11 protein-coding genes are annotated in these 19,893 nt (G+C 63.3%); 6 read left to right on the top strand and 5 right to left on the bottom strand.

Features of this window, described 5'->3' with window-relative positions; genetic code table 11:
- The first annotated feature begins 111 nt into the window (after window positions 1–111).
- Window positions 112–1,842 carry an AMP-binding protein gene (locus PQR32_RS34630; protein WP_408238082.1) on the top strand — a complete coding sequence of 577 codons (1,731 nt, stop codon included), beginning with the start codon at window positions 112–114 and terminating at the stop codon, window positions 1,840–1,842.
- Window positions 1,843–2,733: 891 nt separating this feature from the next.
- Here the strand turns inward: PQR32_RS34630 and PQR32_RS34625 are convergent.
- Entirely contained in the window at window positions 2,734–3,531 is a 798-nt protein-coding gene (locus PQR32_RS34625; protein ID WP_408238079.1) for a transporter substrate-binding domain-containing protein, read from the bottom strand.
- A 218-nt stretch (window positions 3,532–3,749) separates the two neighbouring features.
- On the opposite strand from PQR32_RS34625, the gene hemE reads away from it, so the two are divergent.
- The 3 genes from hemE to PQR32_RS34610 all read left to right on the top strand — a co-directional run bounded on the left by hemE (window position 3,750) and on the right by PQR32_RS34610 (window position 9,153).
- Window positions 3,750–4,850 carry a uroporphyrinogen decarboxylase gene (hemE, locus tag PQR32_RS34620; RefSeq protein ID WP_408238076.1) on the top strand — a complete coding sequence of 367 codons (1,101 nt, stop codon included), beginning with the start codon at window positions 3,750–3,752 and terminating at the stop codon, window positions 4,848–4,850.
- A gap of 464 nt (window positions 4,851–5,314) precedes the next feature.
- A complete protein-coding gene (locus tag PQR32_RS34615) occupies window positions 5,315–7,561 on the top strand; it encodes a primosomal protein N' (RefSeq protein ID WP_408238073.1) in 2,247 nt (748 codons plus the stop codon).
- Between the two features lie 170 nt (window positions 7,562–7,731).
- Complete coding sequence (locus PQR32_RS34610) at window positions 7,732–9,153, top strand: YeiH family protein (RefSeq protein WP_408238070.1); 1,422 nt, start codon at window positions 7,732–7,734, stop codon at window positions 9,151–9,153.
- A gap of 365 nt (window positions 9,154–9,518) precedes the next feature.
- Here the strand turns inward: PQR32_RS34610 and PQR32_RS34605 are convergent, their stop codons facing one another.
- A complete protein-coding gene (locus PQR32_RS34605) occupies window positions 9,519–9,689 on the bottom strand; it encodes a hypothetical protein (protein ID WP_408238067.1) in 171 nt (56 codons plus the stop codon).
- 311 nt (window positions 9,690–10,000) lie between these two features.
- On the opposite strand from PQR32_RS34605, the gene putA reads away from it, so the two are divergent.
- Entirely contained in the window at window positions 10,001–13,930 is a 3,930-nt protein-coding gene (gene putA / locus PQR32_RS34600) for a trifunctional transcriptional regulator/proline dehydrogenase/L-glutamate gamma-semialdehyde dehydrogenase (RefSeq protein WP_408238064.1), read from the top strand.
- 87 nt (window positions 13,931–14,017) lie between these two features.
- The gene (locus PQR32_RS34595; protein ID WP_408238061.1) at window positions 14,018–15,166 is read left to right on the top strand and encodes a branched-chain amino acid ABC transporter substrate-binding protein; all 1,149 of its coding nucleotides are present in this window, start codon (window positions 14,018–14,020) and stop codon (window positions 15,164–15,166) included.
- 140 nt (window positions 15,167–15,306) lie between these two features.
- Here the strand turns inward: PQR32_RS34595 and PQR32_RS34590 are convergent, their stop codons facing one another.
- From PQR32_RS34590 to PQR32_RS34580, 3 genes are all read right to left on the bottom strand, one after another.
- On the bottom strand, window positions 15,307–17,025 hold the full coding sequence (locus PQR32_RS34590; RefSeq protein ID WP_408238058.1) for a thiamine pyrophosphate-binding protein: 1,719 nt from the start codon (window positions 17,023–17,025) through the stop codon (window positions 15,307–15,309).
- A 217-nt stretch (window positions 17,026–17,242) separates the two neighbouring features.
- A complete protein-coding gene (locus PQR32_RS34585) occupies window positions 17,243–18,631 on the bottom strand; it encodes an L-serine ammonia-lyase (RefSeq protein WP_408238055.1) in 1,389 nt (462 codons plus the stop codon).
- Between the two features lie 30 nt (window positions 18,632–18,661).
- A complete protein-coding gene (locus PQR32_RS34580; RefSeq protein WP_408238052.1) occupies window positions 18,662–19,792 on the bottom strand; it encodes an alginate lyase family protein in 1,131 nt (376 codons plus the stop codon).
- Window positions 19,793–19,893: the final 101 nt, after the last annotated feature.

Here is a 19,893-nt window from a genome sequence, read left to right as displayed (position 1 = left end):
AAAATGCGCTGCGGGTAACACTTGATGCCGGACAGACACACGCCGGTGGCACAATCGATTTCAAATTCATTTCAATAGGCGAGCTTCCGCTCAGCTCACGGAGACAACACCATGGCAACGCACGTGTCAGGCGAAGGTGCACTCATCGAACCCGAAGACGGACTGTCATATGTCCGTGGGTCGACCGATATCCCGCTGAGCGAAGCGACGGTCGGGCAGTTTCTGCGCGATACGGCGGAGCGTTTTCCAGACCGTCCGGCCGTGGTGTTTCGCGAGCAGCGTATTCGCTGGACATGGAAGGAGTTCGCCGAAGAAGTCGACATTTTGGCGGCAGGGTTGCTCACGCTCGGTATCGAGAAGGGTGATCGCGTTGGCATCTGGTCGCCGAATCGCGTGGAATGGTTGCTGACCCAGTTTGCGACCGCGCGCATCGGCGCCGTGCTGGTCAACATCAATCCGGCCTATCGGCTCGCGGAACTCGAGTACGCGCTGAACAAGGTCGGCTGCAAGGCGATCATCGCCGCCGAGCGTTTCAAGACGTCGATGTACCTGGAAATGCTGCAGGAACTCGCGCCCGAACTGGCCACGCAAGCGCCTGGTGAACTGCATGCGGCTAAGTTGCCCGAATTGCGCCACGTGATTCGCATGTGCGATACGGAAACGCCGGGCATGTTGAGCTTTTCCGACATGATCGAGCAAGGGCGCGCGTCGCTCGACGTGGCGAAGCTCGACGCCATCGGCGCCACGCTCTCGTGCCATGAGCCCATCAATATCCAGTTCACCAGCGGCACCACGGGCAATCCGAAGGGCGCGACGCTGACCCACAGCAACGTGGTGAACAACGCGCGCTACATTGCGATGGCGATGCGACTGACCGAGCAGGACGGCTTGTGCATCCCCGTGCCGCTGTATCACTGCTTCGGCATGGTGCTGGCGGTGCTGGCGTGCGTGTCGGTCGGCGCGAATATGGTGTTTCCGGGCGAAGGCTTCGAACCGGCCGCCACACTGGCGGCGGTCGCGGAAGAGCAGTGCACCGCTTTGCACGGCGTGCCGACCATGTTCATCGCTGAGCTCGACCATCCGAACTTCGGCACCTACGACTTCTCGCGCTTGCGCACGGGCATCATGGCGGGCTCGCCTTGCCCGATCGAGACCATGAAGAAGGTCGTCTCCAGAATGCATCTGGGCGAAATCACCATCGCCTACGGCATGACGGAAACCAGCCCGGTCTCGTTCCAGAGCTCGACCACGGATCCGCTCGACAAGCGCACGACGACGGTCGGCCGCATCCAGCCGCATCTGGAAGTGAAGATTGTCGACCCGCTCGGCGAGATCGTGCCGGTGGGCGAAACCGGAGAACTGTGTACGCGCGGATATTCGGTGATGCAGGGCTATTGGGGCGACGAGGCGAAGACGCGCGAAAGCATTATCGACGGCTGGATGCATACCGGCGATCTGGCGACGCTCGATGCCGAAGGCTACTGCAACATCGTCGGCCGGCTGAAGGACATGCTGATTCGCGGCGGCGAGAACATCTATCCGCGCGAGATCGAGGAGTTTCTGTTCCGGCACCCGAAGATCCAGAGCGTGCAGGTGTTCGGCGTGCCCGACGCGAAGTACGGCGAAGAGGTCTGCGCGTGGGTCGTATTGCGTTCGGGCGAGCACGCGACGGCTGAAGAAATCCAGCAGTTCTGCCAAGGGCAGATTGCGCACTACAAGGTGCCGAAGTACATCCGCTTTGTCGACGAACTGCCCATGACGGTGACCGGCAAGGTGCAGAAGTTCGTCATGCGCGAGCAGATGATCAGCGAATTGAAGCTGCGGGAAGACAAGACGGCGTGACGCTCGGCGGCAGGTCCGCGCGGGGCAAAACATTGCGCGAGGCGGACCAGCTAATGAGGCACAAAAGATAAAACAGAAGAGCAAACCGTTTGCCGCGCAAGTTCGCTCAAGTACCGCGAATATGCCCGAAACAGCGCGCTACCGTGCTGCGCAAACGTTTGGCCAGACGAAAAAAAAGCGGGCCTGGAGCCCGCTAAAAACCACACGCTACGGGGTTAGCGCGAGGAGACCAAAGAAGGAACCGACTGAGACGACGACCCTGCGCCGACTACGGCCCCAGCAGGGATGCCCCTTCACAGGGCTTCGGCATAAGCCGACCGGCAAGTGCATCGTATCCGCTCACACCACGCACCCAGCCACATCCGTGTTGAAACCGTTGAGGGCATTGTGGGCGAATTAACCTACGAGCGCGGTAACAAAGTGTTTCAGGTTGTAACGCCCGCCAGATAAGGCGCTGCAGGATATATTGCCAAAAAGAAACGATTGAAACGTAATTTTTACCGATGACTCGCTCGCAATTTCATACGCACGATTGATGCTATTCGCGACGCATAATGCGGCGTAACCCGTTAAGTCAATTCCGCATGAAATGGTTGCACGTTCATCTTTTGGAAGAGGAATCGCCCGTGTTACAGGCGCTTGTCTACCCCGACAAATTTGCACAATCCAAATAAGGTCGCCTGGTTGCATTGCAACATCGGCCCTTTGCGCAATTGGGGCGCAAAGGGCCGGTTCGCTAACTATCGATTTGACAGTATTGTTCGGCTTTTGCTTAACAGCGCCGCGCACCGTTACATGATTGGCGCGTGAAGGAGGTCCTTTTGGCGTTTCTCGACCGCCGCCGCTTTAAAGTGAAATCCGAAAAACAAGGCGGCCGAAAAACGCATTACGCTACTTCAGCCATTTGTCCGAAATGGCTTGGTATTCGCCAGTCGCCCGCGCAAGGTGCAACCACTGGTCGACGTACTGCTGGAACGCCACATCGCCGCGCGGCAGCAGCCAGGCCTTTTCTCCATACTGGAACGGCTTGTCCGGATGCACCGAGCAAAGGCCGGGATTCAGCTTTTGCTGCAGCAGGGTTTCCGACGCGTCCGTGACCATCACATCCGCCTTGCCACCAAGGATCTGCTTGAAGATGGTCACGTTATCCGGATAGACGGTCAGATTTGCATGCGGAAAGTACTGCTTCGCGAAACGTTCGTTGGTCCCGCCCGGATTGACGATCACGCGCGTTGCCGGCTGGTCGATCTGCGCGACCGTCTGATATTTGTTGACGTCGTCACACCGAACAATCGGCGTCTTGCCGTCGACCATGTAGGCCTCGGTGAAAAACGCACGCTTCTGCCGCTCAAGGGTCGGCGACACGCCGCCCACGCCGACGTCGCACTTGGCAACAAAGTCGTTCATCAGGTTCGACCACGACGTCTTGACGTACTCCGTCTTGACGCCGAGCGATTTGGCGAGCGACTCCGTCATGTCGATATCGATGCCTTCGAACTGGCCGTCCGCCTTGTAGAACGAGTACGGCTTGTAGTCGCCGGTCGTGCAGGCGCGCAGCGTGCCGCGCGCGAGGATTTCGTCGAGCCGCGAGGGCGCCGCGGCAGTGGCGCTGGTCTGTGCCCCGGCCACGCCTGCATGCATCAAAAACCCAGCCAGCGCGCCGAGCAGTGCGAGTGCTGCCTTGTTCATCGAGTCTCCTTGGTTGTATGTAATTGTCTGGTAAGTCCGTCGGATAATAGCCCGGCAATTCGCGCTTGAACATTGGCCATTCAGCCAGGTCGTGACGTTGTCGCCGGCTCACGGAAAACCGGCCGCGAGCGACGCGCACAACAGTTATTGGCCGGATCAAGCACGATGCGGCGTGCCGGGTCCGGTAAAATGCCCCTTTGCCCTCAGTCGTACGCAACGTGGCCCATAAACTCCTGAACGACACTTTCCTGCGCGCGCTGCTGCGCCAGCCGACCGACTACACGCCGATCTGGCTGATGCGGCAAGCTGGCCGCTACCTGCCGGAATACAACGCCACGCGTGGTCGCGCGGGCAGTTTCCTCGGTCTGGCGAAGAGCCCGGCGTTCGCGACGGAAGTCACGTTGCAGCCGCTCGAGCGTTATCCGCTCGACGCCGCGATCCTGTTCTCCGACATCCTGACCGTGCCCGACGCCATGGGTCTCGGCCTCGAGTTCGTGACCGGTGAGGGCCCCAAGTTTGTCCGCCCGGTACGCACGGAAGACGACGTCGCGCGCCTCGCGGTGCCGGACATCGACGCCACGCTGCGCTACGTGACCGATGCCGTGCGCGAAATCCGCACCGCGCTCACCGACGCACAAGGCCGTCAGCGTGTGCCGCTGATAGGCTTTTCGGGCAGTCCGTGGACGCTCGCGTGCTACATGGTCGAGGGTGGCGGTTCGGCGGACTTCCGTACGGTCAAGTCGATGCTTTATGCGCGTCCGGACCTGATGCATCGCATTCTCGACGTCAACGCGCGCGCGGTCGCGGCGTATCTGAACGCGCAGATCGAAGCCGGCGCGCAAGCCGTAATGATTTTCGACACGTGGGGCGGGGCGCTGGCGGACGGCGTCTATCAACGTTTTTCGTTGCAGTACATCCAGCAGGTGGTGAGCCATTTGAAGCGCGACCACGACGGCGAAAAAGTGCCGGTGATCACGTTCACGAAGGGCGGCGGCCTGTGGCTCGACGAGATCGCCGAGATCGGCGTGGATGCGGTCGGCCTCGACTGGACGGTGAATCTGAGCAAGGCGCGTGAGCGCGTGGGCGGGAAGGTGGCGCTACAAGGCAATATCGATCCCTCGGTGCTGTTCGCGCCGCCGGCTTCGATCCGCATGGAAGCGCGCGCGGTGCTCGACAGCTTCGGGAATCACCCGGGCCATGTGTTCAATCTCGGTCACGGCATTTCGCAGTTCACGCCGCCGGAGAACGTCGCCGAGCTGGTGGACGAAGTGCATCGTCACAGCCGGGCAATTCGCAGCGGCGCTCATGCACCGGCATGAAGCCGTAATCGTTGCCATTTTTGTTGCGGCGCAGCGAACTGGGCTCTCGGCCTAAGGGAAAATTTGCGGCTAGCAGGCCGTCAGATGGCGGTCCTGCGAAAGTCAAGACTTGACTTATGCACATTCGTCACGCTGCGGCGCGGTAGAAGCTTTAGTCGTGTCCTGGCCCTTGCTCATTGCGGGCGCATTTGATCTAAGCCTTGTCTGGCAAGGGTTTCACGGCATCAGTACAGAGTGTGCGGAATCCCACAGAAGGCCGCTGTGGCGCGGTTCCCGGGCTGTCCGGGCAAAGTTCTCAACAAAGTTATCCACAGGCACGCGGACCGATTGCAATTCTTCAGCCGAATCCAAAACTTAGCGCCGAAATTGAAGTTTTACTTTAACTTCGACGGGTTCGCCGTCTGCTCAATGGGCACCACGATGCGGCGTCGTGTCGCGCCCATTCTCCTGATCTCCGCTGACGCGTGAGTGACGTGTTCGTCCGCGTCGCGTTGGACCATCCGCTGCCGATCCTGTTCGACTACCGTTGCGACGCGCCTGAACTCGTCGTGCCGGGCATGCTGGTCAGCGTGCCGTTCGGCAAACGCCATGTCGTAGGGCTCGTCTGCGAAGTGACCGCTCACAGCGACGTGCCGGCCGATCGTCTTCGCTCGGTGAGCAGCGTATGCACCGCTTGTCCGCCGGTGTCGTCGGAATGGCTGAAGCTGGCCGCCTTCGCTGCCGACTACTACCAGCGTGGTCTCGGGGAAGTCGCGTTGCCCGCGTTACCGCAGGCGCTGCGCGATGCGTCGCGCTGGTCGCGCCTGTTCGCGCCGGAAGAGCGATACTGCCTCACGCCTGAAGGCCGCACGGCATTGCCCGACGTCCTGCCGACCCGGGCGAGCGCCTTGCGGAAGCTGGCGCAGGCGTTGGCTGAGACCGACTTCCTGCTCGCCGCCGACGCCCGCGCGCTGCACCCCAAAGCGATCGCAACGCTCGGCGCGTGGCGGGCGGAGGGTTGGGTCGCGCTGGACATCATCGAAGCCGCCGCCGTGCTTGTCACCGCCGCTTCGCCTGACGCTCCCGCGCCGGTTCTGCCCACGCTCACCGACGAACAGGCGGCCGCGGTCGAAGCCATCCGCGACGCCGACGGATTTGCGCCGTTCCTGCTGCACGGCGTGACGGGCAGCGGCAAGACCGAGGTCTATCTGCGCGCGCTCGCCGAGATTCTGGCCGCGAAGCCGGACGCGCAGGCGCTCGTCCTCGTGCCCGAAATCAACCTGACGCCGCAGTTCGAGGCGGCCTTCCGAGCACGCTTTGCCGCACTCGAGGGCACGTCGATCGTCACGCTACACAGCGGTCTCGCGGAAGGCGAGCGCGCCCGCAACTGGTTCGCCGCGCACACCGGCCGCGCCCGCATCGTGCTCGGCACGCGGCTGGCGGTGCTGGCGTCGCTGCCCAAGCTCGCGATCATCGTCGTCGACGAGGAGCACGATCCGGCCTACAAGCAGCAGGAAGGCTTGCGCTATTCGGCGCGCGATCTGGCGATCTATCGCGCCAAGCAACTCGACTTGCCGGTCGTGCTCGGTTCCGCCACGCCGTCGTTGGAAAGCTGGTGGCAGGCGGACCAAGGGCGCTACAAGCGGCTCACGTTGTCGCGCCGTGCCGTCGCCGACGCCGTGCTCCCCACCGTCAAACTGATCGATCTGGAAGAAGAGCGACGACGCGGGCGGGCATCGGTGGAAGGGTTGTCGGGGCCGCTGATCGCCGCGCTGAAGGCGCGGCTCGAACGCGGCGAGCAAAGCCTTGTATTCCTGAACCGTCGCGGTTACGCGCCGCAGCTTGCCTGCGATGCCTGCGGCTGGGTCGCCGGTTGCCCGCGATGCAGCGCCTATGTCGTGCTGCATAAGCCCGAGCGCGCGCTGCGCTGTCACCACTGCGGCTGGGAAGCGCGCATTCCGCGCTCGTGCCCGGAGTGCGGCAACGTCGACATCGCGCCCATGGGCCGCGGCACGCAGCGCGTCGAAGAAACGCTGGCGAGCGCGGTGCCCGGCGCCCGCGTCTTGCGTATCGACGCCGACAGCACGCGCCGTAAAGGCAGCGCGCAGGCGCTGTTCTCTGACGTCCACGCGGGCGAAGTCGACATCCTCGTCGGCACGCAGATGATCGCCAAGGGCCACGACTTCCAGCGCGTGTCGCTGGTCGGCGTGCTGAACGCCGACACCGCGCTGTTTTCCCACGACTTCCGCGCTAGCGAGCGGCTCTTCGCGCAACTGATGCAGGTGAGCGGCCGGGCAGGCCGCGCCGGTTTGCCCGGCGAAGTGCTGGTGCAGACGCGCTATCCGCGCCACGCGCTCTACCACGCGCTGGGCCGCCACGATTACGTCGGCTTCGCCAACTCCACATTGGCCGAGCGGCGCGACGCGCATCTGCCGCCGTTCGTCTATCAGGCTTTGCTGCGCGCCGAAGGCCGCACGCTCGAGGCCGCGCTCGCCTTCCTGCAACAGGCGGCGGCCGAGCTGACCGGCATCCCGGCCGCCGAACGCGTGACCGTCTACGATGCCGTGCCGCTCACCATCGTCAAGGTGATGCATGTGCATCGCGCGCAGTTGCTGATCGAGAGCGCGTCGCGAGCCGCGCTGCAGGCGACCTTGCGTGCATGGCAGCCGCTGCTGCGCGGTCTGAAAGGCGTGCTGCGCTGGAATCTCGAAGTCGATCCGCTCGACATTTAGGGCGTGTCGCCGGGCCGACGCTGCCGTTACTCCTTTCGGTCATATTCTTAGAGCGAATGGTCGTTTCGTTTTGCGACGCCGCTCGCCTATATTTCGCCGGATCGGCGCACCTTCAGGCAAAACTCCAACATTCCCGCGCCGGTGCACCTCAACTTCCTCGGGGCATGGCGATGAGCGATACCAATCCGACGCTGCAACCCGGCGTGACGCCGACGAATCGGCAAAGCACGCACGGTGGCGGACTTTTTTCGACTGAAGACTGGTGGGCGGTGTGGGTCGGCCTGCTGGTGATCGTGGTCGCCTGGGCGCTGTTCGCGTCGGGCAGCAGCATCAAGTGGCTAGCGGTGGCGCCGGCCAAATGGTCGAGCGTGGCGCAGGCCGCGCAGGACGTGGGCAAGCATTTACCGAACTATGCCGCGCTGTTTATCGCGTTCGCGCTGCTATTCGGCGTGAGCCTGGCAGCGCTCAAGCAGCGGGTCGGCGCTTTCCTGGCGTCATTCCTGATCCTGTTCATCGCGTCGGCGCTGATTTTCACACTGGGCGCTTGGGTCAACGCGTCGAAGTACAACCTCGAGCCGCCGCTCGTCGCGCTGGCGCTCGGCCTCCTGATCTCGAACGTATTCACGCTGCCTGAATGGTTTTCGGCAGGCTTGCGCGTCGAGTTTTATATCAAGGTCGGTATCGTGCTGCTCGGCGCGACGTTGCCGTTCACTCTGCTGGTGTGGGCGGGACCGGTCGCGGTCGGGCAGGCGACCATCGTCTCGCTCGTCACGTTCTTCGTGATCTTCTTTGCCGCGAAGGCGTTCGGCCTCGACCGGCGTTTTGCCGCAGTGCTCGGCGTCGGCGGCGCGGTGTGCGGCGTCTCGGCGGCGATCGCGATTGCCGGCGCGGTGCGGGCCAAGCGCGAACAGGCGTCGGTGGCGATCACGCTGGTCGTGCTGTGGGCGATCGTGATGATCTTCGTGTTGCCGTTCGCGTCCCGCTCGCTCGGACTGTCGACCGCGGTCGCGGGCGCCTGGATCGGCACGTCCGAATTCGCCGACGCCGCCGGCATCGCGGCCGCGCAAGCGTATGGCGATTTCGCAAAACACGCGGGCGGCGCGATTGCGGGCGCGCCCGAAGCGTCGTTGCAGGCGTTCACGCTGATGAAAGTGGTCGGCCGCGATATCTGGATCGGCATCTGGGCGTTCGTGCTGGCGATCGTCGCGACGACGCGCTGGGAATCGCAGGACAGCGGCGTCAAAGCCAAGGCCAACGCCGGCGAGATCTGGGCACGCTTTCCGAAGTTCGTGATCGGCTTCGTGATTGCATCGGCGCTGGTGACGTGGATCGCCAGCCACTATTCACTGGCCGATTACCGCAAGGTGGTGACGCCCGAATTCGTCGCGCCGATCACTGCGTTGCGCACGTGGGCGTTCACGTTCTGCTTCCTGAGCATCGGGCTGACCACGCGCTTGCGCTCGCTTACGGCCACCGGAGTGAAGCCGTTCCTGGCGTTCACGGTGGGCGTGGTTGTCAATATCGCCATCGGCTACGCGTTGTCCGCGCACGTGTTCGCGCCGTACTGGAATAGCCTGGGGCAGGGCTCGTGACGAGCGGCGCGGTCCGCATCGACAACACGGCGCAGGCGCGCGAAGAAACGCGTGCGCCGTGCTGTGCGGGCTGCCGGCATCGCGCTGAGAATCGGGATTCGTTGGAGCAGGGCATTCCGGGTCTCGCAGTATTCGGTTCTGCGTTCGGCGCGAGCGTGGCGGACAGCCGGCTGTGCCGGCTCCACGACCAGCTCGTTTCGCCTGGCGACAGCTGCGCGCAGTTCGAACCGGTTCATCAACAATAACGCGCGCCTAAGCCGCGCCACCGCGTCGAGCCAGGCGGTGCCAGCGTCCTGCCGCTCAGCCGAAGATCGGTATCGCTCTGTCCGGCACGGAACGCCGGACGCGACCATTACTTGTTGAATTCACTCGTTTAGCGCGGTCCGCGCGTCGCCCGCCGATGCGCGCGATGCCGCGGGCCCGTGTCCCTCGGCGGGCTCGCGCCTGCCAGGCCCACGCGTCGCGCCGCGCATGAACAGCACCGCGCAAGTCGCGCACATCGCCCAGATGCCCACTATCACCAGCCACTTTTCCATTTCGCCTGTCCTCTAAAACCCCGTACCGTTTTTTTGTGCGTGCCCGGAGGCCGCATGCCGCTATGTTCCGTATAACGGCGCGCCGACCTGTTCTGATAAGGGTAAAAGCGAAAAGAATCACGCCAGGGAAAGTACTAAGCGCAACCGCCGCGCCCGCGCGCAGCGCCATCTGGCGCAAACCCCCGCCGCACAAGGCTCCCAGCAGGGTGCAACCATGCGTTGAACATGGTTGCACCTTTTTATTGGGAGGCGTACGATTCGCCCAACTTTTAGTCTTTCGCCAGCGCATTCTGGTATCCGAAGAAGGAAACATGGCTAGCACCACCCTTGGCGTCAAGGTCGACGACCTCCTGCGTTCCCGGCTGAAAGATGCCGCCACTCGTCTCGAACGCACTCCGCACTGGCTTATCAAGCAGGCCATCTTCGCGTACCTCGAAAAGATCGAGCACGGTCAGTTGCCGCCTGAGCTATCGGGCGTGACGGGCTCGGCGGATCTCGCCGACGGCGCCACGGTCGAGCAGGAAGAAGACGGTGCGTCGCACCCGTTCCTCGAGTTCGCGCAGAACGTGCAACCGCAGTCGGTGCTGCGCGCGGCGATCACGGCCGCTTACCGTCGTCCCGAGCCGGAATGCGTGCCGTTCCTGCTCGGTCAGGCGCGCTTGCCGGCGAATCTCGCGGGCGATGTGCAGACGATGGCCGGCAAGCTCGTCGAAACGCTGCGCACGAAGAGCAAGGGCGGTGGCGTCGAAGGTCTGATTCACGAGTTCTCGCTGTCGAGCCAGGAAGGCGTGGCGCTGATGTGCCTCGCCGAAGCGCTTTTGCGCATTCCCGATCGCGCCACGCGCGACGCGCTGATCCGCGACAAGATCAGCAAGGGCGACTGGAAATCGCACGTCGGCCAGGCGCCGTCGCTGTTCGTGAACGCCGCGACCTGGGGCTTGATGATCACCGGCAAGCTGGTGACGACCAATAGCGAAACGAGTCTCTCGTCGGCGCTCACGCGTTTGATCGGCAAGGGCGGCGAGCCGCTGATCCGCAAGGGCGTGGATATGGCGATGCGCCTGATGGGCGAGCAATTCGTCACGGGCGAGAACATTTCCGAAGCGCTGGCCAACAGCCGCAAATACGAAGCGCGCGGCTTCCGCTACTCGTACGACATGCTCGGCGAAGCGGCCACCACCGAAGCCGATGCGCAGCGCTACTACGCGTCGTACGAACAGGCGATCCACGCGATCGGCAAGGCTGCCGGCGGCCGTGGCATTTACGAAGGCCCTGGCATCTCGATCAAGCTCTCCGCGCTGCACGCACGCTATTCACGTTCGCAACAGGAACGCACGATGAGCGAACTGCTGCCGCGCGTGCGCTCGCTCGCGATCCTCGCGCGCCGCTACGACATCGGCCTGAACATCGACGCCGAAGAAGCCGACCGCCTCGAAATTTCGCTCGATCTGCTCGAAGCGCTGTGCTTCGATCCGGAGTTGCAGGGTTGGAACGGCATCGGCTTCGTGGTGCAGGCGTATCAGAAGCGCTGCCCGTTCGTGATCGATTACATCATCGACCTCGCGCGTCGCAGCCGTCACCGCATCATGGTGCGCCTCGTGAAGGGCGCGTACTGGGACACCGAAATCAAGCGCGCGCAAGTGGACGGCCTCGAAGGCTATCCGGTGTACACGCGCAAGATCTACACGGACGTGTCATACCTCGCGTGCGCGAAAAAGCTGCTGAGCGCACCGGATGCGGTCTATCCGCAGTTCGCCACGCACAACGCGCACACGCTGTCGGCGATCTATCACCTCGCGGGCAACAACTACTACCCCGGCCAATACGAGTTCCAGTGCCTGCACGGCATGGGCGAGCCGCTGTACGAAGAAGTCACCGGCCGCGACAAGCTGAACCGTCCGTGCCGCGTGTACGCGCCGGTCGGCACGCATGAAACGCTGCTCGCGTACCTCGTGCGCCGTCTGTTGGAAAACGGCGCGAACACGTCGTTCGTGAATCGCATTGCCGATGAAAGCGTCGCGATCAAGGATCTGATCGCCGACCCGGTCGACGAAGCCGCGAAGATCGTGCCGCTCGGCGCGCCGCACGCGAAGATTCCGCTGCCGCGCAATCTGTACGGCGCCGAGCGTCTCAATTCGATGGGCCTCGATCTGTCGAACGAGCATCGTCTGGCGTCGCTATCGTCGGCGTTGCTGGCGAGCGCGCATCATCCGTGGCGCGCCGCGCCGATGCTCGAGGACAACGAGATCGCCGTGGGCGTTGCGCGCGATGTGCGCAATCCGGCCGATCATCGTGACCTCGTCGGCACGGTCGTCGAAGCGACTCCGGAACATGTGAGCGCAGCGTTGGCGCACGCCGTGGCCGCCGCGCCTATCTGGCAAGCCACGCCGGTCGAAGCGCGCGCCGATTGCCTCGCACGTGCCGCCGATCTGCTCGAAGCGCAGATGCATACGCTGATGGGTCTGGTAGTGCGCGAAGCCGGCAAATCGTTGGCCAACGCGGTCGCGGAAATCCGCGAAGCGATCGACTTCCTGCGCTACTACTCCACGCAGATTCGCGACGAGTTCTCCAACGACACGCATCGCCCGCTCGGTCCGGTGGTCTGCATCAGTCCGTGGAATTTCCCGCTGGCGATTTTCATGGGCCAGGTGGCCGCGGCGCTGGCTGCCGGCAACACCGTGCTCGCCAAGCCGGCCGAACAAACGCCGCTGATCGCCGCGCAAGCCGTGCGCATTCTGCGCGAAGCCGGCGTGCCGGCGGGCGCGGTGCAACTGCTGCCGGGTAACGGAGAAACGGTCGGCGCTGCGTTGGTGGCCGATCCGCGCACCCGCGCCGTGATGTTCACCGGCTCGACCGAAGTCGCGCGCCTCATCAACAAGACGCTGTCGAGCCGCCTCGATCCGGACGGCAAGCCGATTCCGCTGATCGCCGAAACCGGCGGCCAGAACGCGATGATCGTCGACTCGTCGGCGCTGGCTGAACAGGTGGTCGCGGACGTACTGCAATCATCGTTCGACTCCGCCGGTCAACGGTGTTCCGCGCTGCGCGTTCTTTGTCTGCAGGAAGATGTCGCTGACCGCACGCTGGAGATGCTGACCGGCGCGATGCGCGAACTCGCCGTGGGCAATCCGGACCGTCTGTCGATCGACGTCGGCCCGGTGATCGACCTCGACGCGAAGCGTGGGATCGACTCGCATGTCGCGGCGATGCGCGAGAAAGGCCGCAAGGTCGAGCAACTGCCGATGCCGGACGGTTGCGCGCAAGGCACCTTCGTACCGCCGACGCTGATCGAACTCGACAGCATCGACGAGCTGAAGCGCGAAGTGTTCGGCCCGGTGCTGCACGTGGTACGTTACCGCCGCAGCCAGCTCGACAAATTGCTCGAACAGATTCGGACGACCGGCTACGGCCTGACGCTCGGCATCCATACGCGGATCGATGAAACCATCGCTCACGTGATCAGCCGCGCGCACGTCGGCAACATTTATGTGAACCGCAATGTGATCGGCGCGGTGGTGGGTGTTCAGCCGTTCGGCGGCGAAGGTTTGTCGGGCACGGGTCCGAAAGCGGGCGGCGCGCTGTATTTGCAGCGCTTGCTGGCGACGCGGCCGGCCGGTTTGCCGAAGTCGCTCGCACAGGCATTGGTCGCGGATGTACCGCAAGCAGTTGAAAACAGCGACAATCCGTCCGCTGCATTGACGGCATATCGCGACTGGCTGATCGCCGAACAGCAGCCGGTACTGGCCGCGCGCTGCGACGGCTATCTGTCGCATGTGCCGGCGGGCGCGACCGCGGTACTGTCGGGACCGACTGGCGAGCGCAATACGTACACGCTCGGCGCGCGCGGCACGGTGCTGTGTATCGCGTCGACGGCGAGCGGTGCGCGCGTGCAGTTCGCTGCAGCGCTGGCTACGGGAAATCGCGCGTTGTTCGAAGGCGCGGCTGGTGAACAATTGGTGGCGCAGCTGCCCGCATCGCTGAAGTCACATGCGAGCGTGAAGAAGAGCGCAGATACGCCGTTCGACGCCGTGCTGTTCGAAGGCGATAGCGACGAACTGCTGGCGCTGGTGAAGGAAGTCGCGAAGCGTCCGGGTCCGATCGTGTCGGTGCAGGGCGTTGCGGCACGCGCGCTGGAAAGCGGCGATGAGGATTACGCGCTCGAGCGTCTGTTGACGGAACGCTCGGTCAGCGTGAATACGGCAGCAGCAGGCGGTAATGCGAATTTGATGACGATCGGTTGAGCGAACCTCATTGATCTTTTCAAAAAAACGGAAGCGGTACGGCGACCCCGAAACCGCTCCATCCACACCTGGTACCAAGGAGAAGCTATGCAACACAAGATGAAACAGCTGGCAGGCGCTGCACTGGTTGCAGCGATGTCGCTGGCGGGGACGGCCAATGCTCAATCGACGGAAGATGTGAAGGTCGGCTTTGCCGGCCCCATGACGGGCGCGCAGGCGCACTATGGCAAGGACTTCCAGAACGGCATTACGCTGGCAGTGGAAGACATGAACGCGACCAAGCCGGTGATCGGCGGCAAGCAAGTCCGCTTCGTGCTGGATTCGGCCGACGACCAGGCTGACCCGCGCACGGGCACGACGGTTGCACAAAAGCTGGTGGATGACGGCATCAAGGGCATGCTCGGCCACTTCAACTCGGGTACCACGATTCCGGCTTCGCGCATTTACGCGAACGCGGGCATTCCCGAAATCGCAATGGCGACGGCGCCGGAATACACGCAACAAGGCTTCAAGACCACGTTCCGCATGATGACGTCCGACACGCAGCAAGGTTCGGTCGCAGGCACGTTCGCGGTCAAGACGCTGGGCATGAAGAAGATCGTGATCGTCGATGACCGCACGGCTTACGGTCAGGGTCTCGCGGATCAGTTCGAAAAGGCAGCGAAGGCGGCGGGCGGCCAGATCGTCGATCGTGAATACACGAACGACAAGGCCGTTGACTTCAAGTCGATCCTGACCAAGCTGAAGTCGGTCCAACCGGATCTGATCTACTACGGCGGCGCGGATTCGCAAGCGGCACCGATGGTCAAGCAGATGAAGGCACTGGGCATCAAGGCGCCGCTGATGGGCGGCGAAATGGTCCACACGCCGACGTTCATCCAGATCGCGGGTGACGCGGCGAACGGCACGGTGGCATCGCTTGCCGGCCTGCCGCTGGAAGAAATGCCGGGCGGCAAGGACTACGTCGCGAAGTACAAGAAGCGTTTCAACGAAGACGTGCAAACGTACTCGCCGTACGCTTACGACGGCGCAATGGCCATGTTCGACGCAATGAAGAAGGCGAACTCGACCGATCCGGCCAAGTACCTGCCGGTGCTCGCGAAGACCTCGATGCCGGCAGTGACGTCGGCGAACCTTGCTTACGACGGCAAGGGTGATCTGAAAAACGGCGGCATCACGCTGTACAAGGTTGTCGACGGCAAGTGGACGACGCTGCAGAGCGTGGGTGGGAAGTAAGCTGCTTTTCTGCTGGAGCACTCGGCTGCCGCGTGACGGTTTGACGTGGCAACCGGTGCAAAAAAGCCCTGCGGTTCGAAAACCGCAGGGCTTTTGTTTGGTACTTCGTGACGGCGCGTGCCGATGGCACGGCAACGCCATTACTCCCCTCGCATCTTCCTTCCCTGCTCGCGAATCTGCTCCAATGTCGCACCCGGTGTGCTCGCTTCCTGCGGCATGCGAATCTCGATCACCGCCGCGCACTTCGCCTCCATCGAACGCTTCAGCGCCGGCAGAAAATCCTCAGTCCTCTCCACTGTCTCGCCATGCGCGCCGAACGACCGCGCGAATGCCGCGAAATCCGGATTTGTGAGCCCGGTGCCATGTACCCGTCCAGGATAATGCCGCTCCTGATGCATGCGAATCGTCCCGAAGTGACCGTTATTCACGATGATGAATAGCACGTGCAGGTCATACTGCATCGCCGTCGCGAGTTCTTGCGCGGCCATCATGAAGCAGCCGTCGCCGGCCAGCGCGACGACAGCGCGTTGCGGATACATCGACTTCGCCGCGATCGCCGCCGGCACGCCGTAGCCCATCGCGCCACTCGTCGGCGCAAGCTGCGAACGGTAATGGCGATACGAGAAGTGCCGATGCAGCCACGTCGCGTAATTGCCCGCACCGTTGGTGAGAATCGCGTCGTCCGGCAGATGCGCGCGCAACTGCTGGATCACTTCGCCCATCTGCACATCGCCGGGAGTCTGACGCGGCTTGCGCCAGTCGAGGCACGCCTGATGCGCCTCGCTCGCTGCGCCCGACCAGGCGAGTTGCTCGGACGAAGGCTCCAGCTCCGCAAGCATTGCCGCCAGCTCCGGCATGCCGGACACGATCGGCAGATCCGCCGCATACACACGGCCCAATTCCTCCGCACCTTGATGCACATGCACGAGCGTCTGTTTGGTCTTCGGAATGTCGAGCAGCGTGTAGCCGTTGGTCGTCGCTTCGCCCAAGCGCGGTCCGATCGCAAGCAGCACGTCGGCGTCACGGATACGTTGCGCGAGCGCCGGATTGATGCCGAGGCCGACGTCGCCGGCATAGTTCGGATGCTCGTTGTCGAGCGTGTCCTGAAAGCGGAATGCGAGGCCGACCGGCAATTGCCAGTTTTCGACGAAGCGTCGAAAGTCCGCGCAGGCATCGGGCGTCCAGCCGCTGCCGCCCGCGATCACCATCGGCCGTTGCGCGTCTTCGAGCAATACGCGCAACTTCTCGATCTGCGCCGCTGACGGTGAGGCCGCGACGCGCTGATACGCCGGCGCGCCGGCCACGGCTTCGCATGCATCGCTCAACACATCTTCCGGCAACGACAACACCACGGGCCCGGGCCGTCCGGACGTTGCCGTGTGAAACGCATGGCTCAGATATTCGGGAATACGCTTCGGATCGTCGATTTGCGCGACCCACTTCGCCATCTGACCGAACATGCGCCGATAGTCGATTTCCTGGAACGCCTCGCGGTCGAGATGCTCGCGCGCGCATTGGCCGATCAGCAGGATCATCGGCGTGGAATCCTGAAACGCGGTGTGCACGCCGATCGACGCATGCGTGGCGCCCGGTCCGCGTGTGACGAGCGCGACGCCCGGCCGGCCGGTCAGTTTGCCGACGGCCTCCGCCATATTCGCCGCGGCTGCTTCGTGACGGCAAACAATGGTCTGGATACGTTCGGTCTCGTCGTGCAGCGAATCGAGCACAGCGAGAAAACTCTCGCCGGGCACACAGAAAACGCGTTCGACACCGTGCGTGAGCAAAGCATCGACGACGAGACGCGCACCAGTGGTTTGAACGGCGGCGGGACCAGAAACAGGAGCATTCGGCTGCGACATTGCGATGAAGCCTCCAGGCAGTGCATGAGTGCGGTGTGAGAATGCTGCGTCGGCAGGACGCTGGCCGATGCGGCGCTTCGACAGCTTACGCCGAGCGCGCCCGCGCTGTCACGGCGCAGCGCAACCGTAGTGCTCGCGCGAAACGTGACACGCAAATAAAAACGCGGGCCTGATTGCCCGCGTCGTCATTCGTCGTAAAGCCCGCAAAGCGCGCAACTCAACACTCGACGATATTCACCGCCAACCCGCCGCGCGACGTTTCCTTGTACTTGGTCTTCATATCCGCGCCAGTTTCGCGCATGGTCTTGATCACGGAATCGAGCGACACGTAGTGGCTGCCATCGCCGCGCAAAGCCATGCGCGCCGCATTGACCGCCTTCACCGATGCCATCGCATTGCGTTCGATGCACGGAATCTGCACCATGCCGCCGACCGGATCGCACGTCAGTCCGAGGTTGTGCTCCATGCCGATTTCCGCGGCGTTTTCGACCTGCCGCGGCGTGCCGCCCATGACTGCGGCGAGCGCGCCCGCCGCCATCGAGCACGCGACGCCTACTTCGCCCTGACAACCCACTTCGGCGCCGGAAATCGACGCGTTCAGTTTGTACAGAATGCCGATCGCCGCGGCGGTCATCAGGAAGTCGATCACACCTTGCTGATTCGAGCCCGGCATGAAGCGCGTGTAGTAATGCAGCACGGCCGGGATGATGCCGGCCGCGCCGTTAGTCGGCGCTGTCACCACGCGTCCGCCGGCGGCGTTTTCTTCGTTGACGGCGATCGCATAGAGATTGATCCAATCGATCATCGACAGTGGATCGCGCAACGCCAGTTCAGGATTGCCCGACAGCGCGCGATACAACTGCGGCGCGCGGCGCTTCACCTGGAACGGACCGGGCAAGTTACCGTCGGCATCCGGATTGTTGATGCCACAACCCCGCGATACGCACGATTGCATCACCTCCCAGATCTTCAATAAGCCCGCGCGCGTCTCTTCTTCCGTATGCCAGACGCGCTCGTTTTCCCACATCAGTTGAGCGATGCTCTTACCGGTCGATTCGCACAGCGCGAGCAACTCGTTGCCGCTGCGAAACGAGTACGGCAGTTGATCGACGGCGCTCAACACCTTGGTGTTCGGCGCGCCGGCCGTCACCACGAAGCCGCCGCCCACCGACAGATAGGTCGACTCTCGCAACGTCTCGCCCTGCGCGTCGAACGCGCGCAACTTCAGGCCGTTCGGATGCTCGGGCAGCGCCTGACGATAAAACGAAATGTGGTCTTTCTGCACGAACGGCACCTCGTGCGTGCCGAGCAGCGCCAGCTTGCGGGACACGCGCACGCCATCAAGCCGCTGCGCGATCGTGTCCGGGTCCACGGTGTCGGGTGCATCGCCCATCAGGCCGAGCATGACGCCCCGATCCGTGCCGTGCCCTTTGCCCGTCGCGCCGAGCGAGCCGTACAGATCCACTTTCACCGATGCGGTCGCAGCGAGCAGCCCATCGCGTTCGAGCCCCTGTGCGAACATCAGGGCCGCGCGCATCGGCCCGACCGTATGCGAACTGGACGGACCAATGCCGATCTTGAAGAGGTCGAACACGCTGACTGCCATTTACTGCTCCCTGCTGATCATAAAGTTGGTTTACCGCGCCGACAGCGGCAAACACACGGCGAGCCACGCGGGCGGCGTCGGTGCGAGCTGTAGCGCGATCGGCGTATAGCGCCCGTCGAGGCGCGCCGCCAGGTGAAACAGTTCCGTCGCGTTCTTCGGGTCCCATTGACCCGAATAGCCGGGCAAGCCGGCCTCGCGACGTCTTGCATCGAACGGAACGCTCGAATGCACGAATTCTTCATGCGTCTTGCTGCCGGCCGCGTACGGTTCCAGCCAGTTGAGCGCGACTTGCAGTGAGGCGCCGTCCGCGCCCTTTTCCGGCAGCCAGTTACGGTTATGGCGGCGCGCGGCGAGCGCGGCTGTCACGAGCGGCTGCAAATCGTAGGTGACGTAATGCAGCGCGTCGCGTTCGCTGAAATCGATCGTCGAACCATCCGGCTCGATGTTGTCGCCGATATGCTCGACGAACAGACGTTGCGCCGCGTTGATCATCTTGCGGTTGTCGAGCGTGAACGCGGCCATCGCAATCAGTTTGATCCGATGGCTCTGCCAGTTGTTCCGAAACGTCCCTTTGAGGGGGCGCGGCTGCGCGTCGATCTGCCCGATGTAGCCGTTTGCGAGTTTCGTCAGGAACGCCATCGACGCATTGCGCGTTTTCACCGGCAACGCGCTTGCCGTCATGTCGTACGCGAGAATCAGACCTTCGAAACGGGTTTCGTCGATGGGATTGAAGCTCGGTTGATAGGTCGTGACCCAGGCGAACAGCAGGCGGTCGACGAGTTTGAGATAGCGGTCGTCGCTGGTGGCGCGCCAGGCGAGCGCGGCGTCGCGCAACAGATCGAGATCTTTCTCCGCCTCGACGCTCTGGTCGTAAATGCCTTCGTGCGGCAGCGTGCCTTCGGTATGCAGTTTCGCCAGCGCATGCGGCTGGTCGTTCAGATGCGCCTGCACATTGCTCACCAGCGCTTTCACGCCGGGATCGGCGTTCGTGCGTTCGCTGGTTTGCAGGCCAGGCGCCGCACAAAAATTCATCGCGGCCTGCGCTTGCCGCAGCGGCAGCAGCACGGCTGCGCCAGCCAACAGCAGCGTGCAGGCTTGCCGCCACGTCCGGGCTCGCCTTGGTTCGGTCCGGCTTTGCATCAATCGCACCTTTCGCGCCATGCGAAACTCCTCGTTAGGCTGATTCGGTGTGTGATGTTAGCCGTTTGCGGCCAGGAGCGACAGAGAACCGAGGACCGAACCACGCACCGCCCGGCCGCCTC

The organism is Paraburkholderia dipogonis, assembly GCF_046027395.1.
GTDB classification, from domain to species: Bacteria; Pseudomonadota; Gammaproteobacteria; order Burkholderiales; family Burkholderiaceae; genus Paraburkholderia; species Paraburkholderia dipogonis_A.
This window is presented reverse-complemented; position numbering and strand designations above follow the sequence as displayed.

What these genes read in the sequence shown, in the direction of transcription:
- PQR32_RS34630 (WP_408238082.1), top strand. Translation starts at nt 112, where the DNA reads ATGGCAACGCACGTGTCAGGCGAAGGTGCACTCATCGAACCCGAAGAC.
- PQR32_RS34625 (WP_408238079.1), bottom strand. Translation starts at nt 3,531, where the DNA reads ATGAACAAGGCAGCACTCGCACTGCTCGGCGCGCTGGCTGGGTTTTTG.
- PQR32_RS34610 (WP_408238070.1), top strand. Translation starts at nt 7,732, where the DNA reads ATGAGCGATACCAATCCGACGCTGCAACCCGGCGTGACGCCGACGAAT.
- PQR32_RS34605 (WP_408238067.1), bottom strand. Translation starts at nt 9,689, where the DNA reads ATGGAAAAGTGGCTGGTGATAGTGGGCATCTGGGCGATGTGCGCGACT.
- putA (WP_408238064.1), top strand. Translation starts at nt 10,001, where the DNA reads ATGGCTAGCACCACCCTTGGCGTCAAGGTCGACGACCTCCTGCGTTCC.
- PQR32_RS34595 (WP_408238061.1), top strand. Translation starts at nt 14,018, where the DNA reads ATGCAACACAAGATGAAACAGCTGGCAGGCGCTGCACTGGTTGCAGCG.
- PQR32_RS34590 (WP_408238058.1), bottom strand. Translation starts at nt 17,025, where the DNA reads ATGTCGCAGCCGAATGCTCCTGTTTCTGGTCCCGCCGCCGTTCAAACC.
- PQR32_RS34585 (WP_408238055.1), bottom strand. Translation starts at nt 18,631, where the DNA reads ATGGCAGTCAGCGTGTTCGACCTCTTCAAGATCGGCATTGGTCCGTCC.
- PQR32_RS34580 (WP_408238052.1), bottom strand. Translation starts at nt 19,792, where the DNA reads ATGGCGCGAAAGGTGCGATTGATGCAAAGCCGGACCGAACCAAGGCGA.